The 7,997-nt window shown below is 49.4% G+C and carries 12 protein-coding genes and 1 pseudogene; 5 read left to right on the plus strand and 8 right to left on the minus strand.

Annotated elements, in window-relative coordinates; translation table 11 throughout:
* The 3 genes from AD948_RS00895 to AD948_RS00905 all read right to left on the minus strand — a co-directional run.
* Positions 1–925, minus strand: a 925-nt coding sequence (locus AD948_RS00895; RefSeq protein WP_061470303.1) for a 5-(carboxyamino)imidazole ribonucleotide synthase, incomplete at its 3' end; no start/stop codon positions are given.
* Complete coding sequence (purE, locus tag AD948_RS00900) at positions 922–1,461, minus strand: 5-(carboxyamino)imidazole ribonucleotide mutase (RefSeq protein ID WP_081939114.1); 540 nt, start codon at positions 1,459–1,461, stop codon at positions 922–924. The genes AD948_RS00895 and purE, both read right to left, overlap by 4 nt.
* A 33-nt stretch (positions 1,462–1,494) precedes the next feature.
* Positions 1,495–1,701 (minus strand): YdcH family protein, encoded by a 207-nt coding sequence (locus tag AD948_RS00905; protein ID WP_006557097.1) that lies wholly within the window; start codon positions 1,699–1,701, stop codon positions 1,495–1,497.
* 234 nt (positions 1,702–1,935) lie between these two features.
* On the opposite strand from AD948_RS00905, the gene AD948_RS00910 reads away from it, so the two are divergent.
* Positions 1,936–2,100: a YdcH family protein gene (locus AD948_RS00910; protein ID WP_081473503.1), complete on the plus strand. Its 165-nt coding sequence runs from the start codon at positions 1,936–1,938 to the stop codon at positions 2,098–2,100.
* A 65-nt stretch (positions 2,101–2,165) separates the two neighbouring features.
* On the opposite strand, the gene AD948_RS00915 is transcribed toward AD948_RS00910, so the two are convergent.
* The 4 genes from AD948_RS00915 to AD948_RS17975 all read right to left on the minus strand — a co-directional run bounded on the left by AD948_RS00915 (position 2,166) and on the right by AD948_RS17975 (position 4,160).
* A complete protein-coding gene (locus AD948_RS00915) occupies positions 2,166–2,768 on the minus strand; it encodes a DUF1013 domain-containing protein (protein ID WP_039903101.1) in 603 nt (200 codons plus the stop codon).
* Positions 2,769–2,977: 209 nt separating this feature from the next.
* Positions 2,978–3,490, minus strand: coding sequence for an Hsp20 family protein (locus AD948_RS00920; protein WP_006557101.1), 513 nt, complete (start codon positions 3,488–3,490; stop codon positions 2,978–2,980).
* A 197-nt stretch (positions 3,491–3,687) separates the two neighbouring features.
* On the minus strand, positions 3,688–3,915 hold the full coding sequence (gene rpmE / locus AD948_RS00925) for a 50S ribosomal protein L31 (protein WP_006557103.1): 228 nt from the start codon (positions 3,913–3,915) through the stop codon (positions 3,688–3,690).
* On the minus strand, positions 3,912–4,160 hold the full coding sequence (locus tag AD948_RS17975; protein WP_145912761.1) for a hypothetical protein: 249 nt from the start codon (positions 4,158–4,160) through the stop codon (positions 3,912–3,914). Before AD948_RS17975 ends, rpmE begins: the two co-directional genes overlap by 4 nt.
* Positions 4,161–4,194: 34 nt before the next feature.
* On the opposite strand from AD948_RS17975, the gene mscL reads away from it, so the two are divergent.
* Genes mscL through AD948_RS17470 form a run of 4 tightly spaced genes read left to right on the plus strand, consistent with a single transcriptional unit; the run spans position 4,195 to position 7,694 of the window.
* Positions 4,195–4,653 carry a large conductance mechanosensitive channel protein MscL gene (gene mscL, locus AD948_RS00930; protein ID WP_006557105.1) on the plus strand — a complete coding sequence of 153 codons (459 nt, stop codon included), beginning with the start codon at positions 4,195–4,197 and terminating at the stop codon, positions 4,651–4,653.
* A 49-nt stretch (positions 4,654–4,702) separates the two neighbouring features.
* A complete protein-coding gene (locus tag AD948_RS00935; protein ID WP_061470304.1) occupies positions 4,703–5,059 on the plus strand; it encodes a hypothetical protein in 357 nt (118 codons plus the stop codon).
* 9 nt (positions 5,060–5,068) lie between these two features.
* Positions 5,069–6,778 carry a hypothetical protein gene (locus tag AD948_RS00940; RefSeq protein WP_156478876.1) on the plus strand — a complete coding sequence of 570 codons (1,710 nt, stop codon included), beginning with the start codon at positions 5,069–5,071 and terminating at the stop codon, positions 6,776–6,778.
* A 22-nt stretch (positions 6,779–6,800) separates the two neighbouring features.
* Complete coding sequence (locus AD948_RS17470; protein WP_082782233.1) at positions 6,801–7,694, plus strand: glycosyltransferase family 2 protein; 894 nt, start codon at positions 6,801–6,803, stop codon at positions 7,692–7,694.
* 16 nt (positions 7,695–7,710) lie between these two features.
* Here the strand turns inward: AD948_RS17470 and AD948_RS18925 are convergent.
* A pseudogene (locus AD948_RS18925) lies at positions 7,711–7,823 on the minus strand (IS5/IS1182 family transposase); the annotation flags it as partial.
* Positions 7,824–7,997 lie beyond the last annotated feature (174 nt).

The following is a 7,997-nucleotide window of genomic DNA, read 5'->3' on the forward strand; positions in this document are numbered from 1 at the left end:
GCGGCATACCTGTTACAGCGCGGATATGCATGTCAAACTGATCGACCGGGCACGCATCCATGGTCCAGTGGCCCGAATTATGTGGCCGTGGTGCGATTTCATTCACCAGTAGCGCGCCGGTGTGGTCCAGAAACATTTCCACACCCAGAATACCCACCAGATCAAGTTTTTCTGCAATGGACACGGCCAAAGCCTGCGCTTGGGCACTGATGGCAGGCTCAACGGGGGCTGGAGCTAATGTGAGGTCAAGAATCCCATCACGATGACGGTTCATACCCGGATCAAAACAGCGGACGGTGCCATCTATACCGCGCACGACCATCACACTCAGTTCACACGCAAAATCCACCATGCCTTCTGCTACCAGCGGATGCGGAGCAAGCGTATTGAAAGCAGTTTCAAGGTCCGCAGGGTGATGAATGCGGCTTTGGCCTTTACCGTCATATCCGTTGCGAGTGGTTTTCAGGATAAAGGGCAGGCCAAGTGCTTCTGCCGCCGCATGGAGAGACGCACGATCCGTGACCGCATGCCATGGCGCAAGCGGGATGCCATTTTCCGTGAAGAACGTCTTTTCCGCCAGCCGGTCCTGACTGATGCGAAGAATATGGCCGGAGGGCCGCACGGGACAGTATTGGGAGAGACAGTCCATGGCGTCGGCGCTGATGTTCTCGAATTCGAACGTCACCACATCCACGCCACGGGCGAAGGCATCCAGTGCTTTCAGATCATCATACGCGCCGAGGGTAACGCCGTGCGAAACCTGCGCGGCTGGGCTGTTGGGGTCTTTGGTCAGAATATGCGTTCTAAAACCCAGCTTGGCCGCGGCCATGGCGGACATACGGCCCAACTGGCCGCCCCCGACAATACCAATAACGGCATTCGGGCCAAGAGGAGCACTGGAGGAAGAGGAGGGAAACGGGGTCATTCTTCGTCTGTCATGGGAGTGTTGGCAACGGAGGCCGTTTGCAGAGCACGCCAGGCTTCAAGCCGCGCGGCAAGTTCCGGTTCCTGCAACGCCAGAATGGCGGCTGCCAGCAGAGCAGCGTTTTTGGCGCCCGAAGAGCCAATGGCCAGCGTTCCTACAGGAATACCACCCGGCATCTGAACGATGGACAGCAGACTGTCCATGCCTTTCAGGGCACGGGATTCCACCGGAACACCCAGCACGGGCAGGCGTGTCCATGCCGCGCACATACCCGGCAGATGTGCAGCGCCCCCAGCGCCTGCAATAATAACCGAAAGCCCGCGCCCGGCTGCGCTTTTGGCATAATCAGCCAAGCGGTCTGGCGTGCGGTGCGCCGAGACAATCAGGGTTTCATGCGGAATTTCAAGTTCAGTCAGAATGGCATCCGCATGACGCATGGTGTCCCAGTCTGACTGGCTGCCCATGATAATGCCCACTTTGGGTTCGGGCGTGGTGGTCTGGCTGGTGGCTGCGGGCAGGGGAGAGGTTTCGCTCACGGTGGGGTTGCGTCCAGTATCAGGAAAAAACGGTCAGGCAATATCATCGGGGATAAGCTGGCTTTCAAGCCATGCAATCCGGTCACGCAGCAAAAGTTTGCGCTTTTTCAGTCTTTGGAGATGCAGCTGATCTATTGGCGCGGGGTCCTGCGTTAACCGACTGATGATGGTGTCCAGATCACGATGTTCACTGCGAAGTTCATGAAGCTGGCCGAGCAGTGAATCGCGGTCTTTCAGCATGTTACTTGGTCTCCTGCACGACGAATCATGTGCCGATGAATAGGACAGTGTGGGGCGCTTCAGCCGTATTGGGTTCAGTCTTGCGCATGTTCAGAATGGAAACCAGCGGCAAAAAGCAAAAAAACAGATATGACCATAGCGCATACCTAAAATGCCTGCCTCATGAAAAAAACATGAAAAATTCGCCGGAGCGTGCGTTACGGTATTATGACCATCAACCGAATGGAGGCAGCGATGACGCTCCTGTCGAGGATTGAAAGTCTTAAATCTCGCCACTCACGGATTGATCAGCAGATCTCTGCAGAAGGGGGACGACCCCGACCTGATGCTCGGGTTCTCATGACCCTCAAACTCCAGAAACTTCGTCTCAAGGAAGAAATCGAACGCCTTTCTTCCTGATGAGGCTCAGGCTCCATAAAAGAGCTATCTGGTCGGCCTTAAAAGCCGACCAGACCAAGGAATGATCAGTCTTCAACCTTGCTTTCATGCTCATGCGGCTCGTCAAGCATGGGCGGCGGCTGCGGAATTTCCTGCCCTTCACGTTCCAGACGCAACGTGGCTGCTGTTACGGCTGCATTCAGATCGGTCTGGCTGCACAAACCAATGGTAACCGGATCACGCGGTTTGATGTTGGGAGTGTTCCAGTGCTGCTTGTTGCGCACCTTGGCGATGGTGTCCTTGGTGGTGCCCAGCAGTTTGACAATTTCCTGATCTCCCAACTGCGGAAAGTTACGCAGCAGGAAGGCAATGCCATCCGGACGATCATGCCGTTTGGCAACAGGTGTATAGCGTGCCCCTTTTGAGCGACGCTTGACCGGATTGCCAGAGGAAAGAATTTTCAGTTTTGCGTCCGGGTTGGCTTCACACCGGCTGATTTCTTCCTGGGTCAACTGGCGGTTGGCAATGGGGTCATACCCGACAATTCCCTGCGCAACCTCACCGTCAGCAATGGCCTGTACTTCCAGCGGGTGCATGCCACAGAATTCGGCAATCTGCGTAAAACTCAGGGCTGTCTTTTCAATCAACCACACGGCGGTGGCCTTGGGCATCAGCGGTAGGGTCGTCATTGGTTCCATCCTGTCGTCGGGCGGCGCTTGCGCAGGCACCGGAGAAAGTGACGGTTCGGAAACCTGTCCGAAGGCCCGCGTGCCTGCCGGCGCGCATGAGTTGGCGACGATATGGGCGGACCGCCCCGCATAGGTCAAGAAGCAAATGCATCAAACAGAAAAGGAGGAGCCTGAGCCCCTCCTTTTTGTGCTGGTTCCTGATGGAAAAATTACGCAGCCGCTGCGGGAAGCTCCGGCGCAGGGCCTGATGTGTTGGCTCCTTCGGCTGCTACCGGAGGGTGCACAACAGGTGCGGGAGCAGATGCTGCGGACTGAACCGGAATACGGCGCGGCTTCAGGGCCTCCGGCATGATCTGCCTGACTGATATCCGCAAAAGACCGTTGTTCATTTCCGCGCCGGTTACTTCTACATGATCAGCCAACGCGAACCGACGCTCGAACGCGCGACGGGCGATGCCTCGATGCAGAATTTCCCCTTCATTCTGCGGTTCGCTGACGCGACCAGAAACAACCAGCGTGTTGTCCTGCACAACAAGTTCAATATCATCAGGGCCAAAGCCTGCCACAGCCATTGTCAGGGCGTAGCTGTCATTTCCGGTCTTGGCGATGTCATAGGGTGGGTAGCTGGGGGTAGCCGTGTTCCGGGCTGCGGTATCCATAACCTGCGCCAGTCGATCAAAGCCGATAGCGGTACGGAACAGCGGTGCAAAATCATAGCTCATAAGAAAACCTCCTCGTTCAGCAAGGTCATGCCGGAGTTTGAACAGGCCCCCTTACGGCAGGCTTCTCCGGCGGATCTAGTGGTGTGATGAAACCCCATGTCGGGCGTTTTCATCACAGCTAAACGTGGAAAACCCCGCTCCCTGTTTCAAGGGGCGGGGCTCCAGATTTTTCATACGGCCTACAATAAAGTGGCGTATTACTTCGTGCGGGTACCGATACCAGCAAAGCGCTTGTTGAACTTTGCCACCTGACCCCCGGTGTCCAGCATACGCTGCACGCCTGTCCATGCCGGATGAGACTTGGTGTCTACGTCCAGACGCAGGGTGTCGCCGGGTTTGCCGTAGCATGACCGAGTCTTGTATTCGGTGCCATCGGTCATGATGACGTTAATTTCGTGATAGTCAGGGTGAATGCCGGGTTTCATGATGAGTCTTTCTGTTCAAACAAAGCTGTCCCGATGCCGACCGGGCTATGCGTGCGAGTGCATATACCCATCTGTGCGGGCGGGATCAACAACTCTTCCGCAGAAACCTGCATATTGGCTGTGGTGAAGGGGGTTTTGGTGTTATAACGTTTAACGGCATGGCAAAAAGGTATCAGGGGCAGGCGGAAATTTACCGCATTTTTCCTTTTTTCTTGTGAAATACCACGCAACGTTGGTACAGACACGCATTATTGTAGATGTGAAGGAAAGCACTGCTGTATGGCTGACATTAAATCTCGGGTGCATACCCCTACCTGGGTCTCCGAATTCCGCGCCTTTATTATGCGTGGCAACGTGGTTGATCTGGCCGTTGGTGTGATTGTGGGTGCGGCGTTCACCGGCATTGTCAACAGTCTGGTGAAGGACGTGTTCAACCCCCTTATCGGTCTGCTGATTGGCGGGATTGATTTCTCCAACCTGTTTGTCACCCTCAAGGGACCGCATCTGGCCACGCTGGCAGAAGCCCAGAAGGCAGGTGCTGTTACCATCAACATCGGCCTGTTCCTGAACACGGTCATCCAGTTCCTGATTACGGCTCTGGTGATCTTCTGGGTCGTGAAGGCGCTGACCCGCCTGCATGTGCGTGAAGAGGCTGCTCCGGCTGAACCGCCGCCGCCCACCAAAACGGAAGTTTTGCTTGAGCAGATCCGTGATGAGCTTGCAGCCCGCAAGGTCTGATTTCTGACACGCATTCCTGCGTGAAGAGATTATTCCCGGAAAGGCGGATATGGGCTACGCTTCCTATATGAAGCGCCCCATGTCTGCCTTTCCGTTTTTTTTACGCCGTTTCCGCGGCCTATGCTGCACCATGGTGGGCGTAAGCCTGTTGGCTGGGTGCCAAGCCCCGATGGCAACAGTCAAAATCACCCCCACACCAACCACGCTGATATATAGCTATATCATCGCCCACGGCATGGCGCGGGGAAGGGTGATGTCAGGCGACCTTGCACCACAGGACGTCATTCGACTGGCTCAAGCAGATCAGATGGCCTTGCTGAGTGTGCTGATGGCAGAGAAGGAGCCTTCGCGAGAAAGTGAGAAAAATGCGCTTGAGAAAACTTTGATTTTACTAAGTAAATTGTAAGGTGTTTGTATGAAAATGGAAAATAATAATTTTCTTTTAAGGTATATTCTTTGTGTTTTGGTTGTAAATTTATTTTCGATTGCGTGTGCATATAGCGATGACAACGTCATGTTGCCTGAATTTAAGGCAAGAAATATCGGAGGGTGGGGGAGTCTATGGTTATCCGTACCGTCTATTTCATTTAATAATAATTCTATACTATATAATAATCAAAAAAGCATTACCAAGAATATAGCTCCGGAAACCGTTCGGTTGGGAGGGCATAGAATTTTCGATAGTATTAATCTGTCTGTTCATGGATTAACATATAATTCAGGAGAAAATTCTGGCTGTATATTTTCTGTTGTCAATGGATTTGCTCCGGACGTAGGTGCTGATTGTGGGGCAGGAGCTTGGGATTCTGTTGCAGAATACGTTCAGACGGGAAACATGCCTCCATGGTACATGGTGGGGCCCGAGATAACAGACGAAAATGGATTAGATCATAAAATCAATTTCGAAAAAGATGGTGTTCTCATTGTTCCTGCTTTGCCTCTTTCTTGGGAAGTTTTATGGCGTAAAAATGGTATGCATGTTGTCACCAATATTGTTTCTGGGGATCCTTTGCCTGCAGATGGTGGCTTTATAGCAAAAGGGTCGTTGTTCAAATCTAGTTTCGATCCTCAGTTTTACTCAGGTACAGTAGACGGCTATTTTACCGATAAAATAAAGAACACAACTAAACTTTTTATGGGGCTTGGATGGCATCCGTGGCAAAATTTTTCCCCTCAAAGAAATGACGGCCTAATACCAGGCAAGCAAAAAGACGATAAACTCGATGGTATTTTGTATAATAAATATAAGCATGCTAATTTGTTTATCGGAACATATCAGAAAGCATTTTTAGGTAATCAACAGTGTTCTATAATTAGAGATATTAAAACGACAGATGGCAATAGTATAGCTCGCCTAGATAGTCCTGCCACGGCATGCACATCACAAGAGTATGATCTAATATATAAAGGGACCGATTTTGGTGCGACAATGAAAGGAGTGGCTGTTAGTTATTTGGGGCCTAATAAACCAAGCGCTTCTTCTTATGGATTTGCAGTTAATGGTGATTTGCCTATGGGTTATATTGGTTGGTTGGGTGTGGATGGCTATGATTTTAATGGAGATGCTTTTGTAACAGGGTCTCGTAGGGGGCCGTTAGCGATTGTAGGGCAGGATAAAGAAATGGGAGAATTTTTGCAAAGTGAGGATGCGTTGGTCGATAATCCTAGAAATTATCAAAGGCTCGTTTCCTGGCAGCATGTAGATACAATAGGAATTGAAAATACAGGTCAGCATACTTTTAGAGATAACTCACTACACTTTGGACCAATATACGGAGGGGATAAATTCCTTATCAATGGAACGTTACAGGCTCAGTTAATTTTCAACCCTCCTTGGGAAAAGTGGGGAGTTGCGGTATGTGGAGCAAGTGGTAATGGTTCTAAGAGTAATTGTCTGACGGTATCGAGTAAAGGTACTATCACGAGTGGGGGCGATTTTGTTGTTGGCGATACAACTGGGAAACGTGCAAATCTAATTGTTACAGGTTTGTATCAGGAGCGTTTGTATACGCCTGAAAATAGTAAATCGTCTTGCGAGCAAGGGCAATTTTCTGATGATGAAAATTATCACTATGTATGTGTGAGGAAAAATCATTGGAAGAGAGTTGCTTTATCTTCTTGGTGATTTTTATTTATAAAGGATAGCAATGACTACTTGTATTGTGGCTTGTGCGGCCAATGAAAATAAATATATCAATGAGTGGATTTCATATCATTTGAGATTAGGATTTGATAAAATATATCTGTATTGTAATGATATTGACCCTGAGCCATTATATAAAACTGTTTTACCTTGGATTGATTTGGGGTGCGTGATTTTCAATCATCATCCGGTTCCTGGTGAACAGAATGTAATGTATATGCATTATTTGCATGTTTATAGAATGCATGATGAGTGGGTTTCTTTTCTGGATGTGGATGAATTTTTTTCTATTCGAGAATGTTTTTCTATAAAGGAATTTTTAAGGAAAAGGGAAAATACTGATTGTATATATTTTAATTGGTTACGGTTTGGTCCTAATGGATATCAAGAGACACCGTCGGGTCTTGTATTGGAAAACTACACTCGACGTGAAAAAATTGTTGATTCAACGTTTAAAATTATCTTGAAGACATCCGCTATAGATTTGCAATTTATGGTTGATAATAGATGCCCCTTTCAACATGGCTTAGGGGCTGGAGATTGGTTTTTTAATCCTTTTAATCGTAATGAAAATTTCAAAGGAAGAAATGTATTAGGCGATAATATGAGGGAGGTTCTTGAGAATCCCGAGAGCTACTGTCTGAAAAAGAGTGAACAAATTTTGTGGTCAGCTACCGTTGCTCATTTTTATCTTAAGAGCATTGATCACTATAGGCAAAGGTCTTTGCGAGGCAAAGATTTAGGTCCTGGATGGGAATTAGATTGGACGCGTAAGTTTGAGAGTGGGGAATATAAGAAAGAAATAGAAAAAGTTAGTGAAGTGCATGACGAATGGCTTTCCATGCGTAATAAAGAGTTGAAGGTCTTCAGAAGGTTTAGTCCTAATATCGTTTTTTAAGAGTCCCTTTGGTAATTCACGGATGAGCGTTTCGGCGTAACAGGGGTTTCCTATGGCGATGTGGATCATGGCCTCTGTAACGTCGATACGCTGCTCGTAACCCTTCACCAGTTGGCGCCAGCGGATCATCTTGATCGTGAAGTCAAGAAAGGCGGCCTTGTCCATCAGTTGCAGGCGATCAGAGGCCTCATTTGGAGGGTTCGAAAAACCCTCTGGTTTTGAGCCTTTCTCTGTGATTCCCTCTCTTGTGTGATGACTGGAGGAGTGGCTCATGACGCAGTCTGGTTTCTTTGATGTTGAAGA

Source organism: Acetobacter senegalensis (assembly GCF_001580995.1).
Classification (GTDB): domain Bacteria; phylum Pseudomonadota; class Alphaproteobacteria; order Acetobacterales; family Acetobacteraceae; genus Acetobacter; species Acetobacter senegalensis.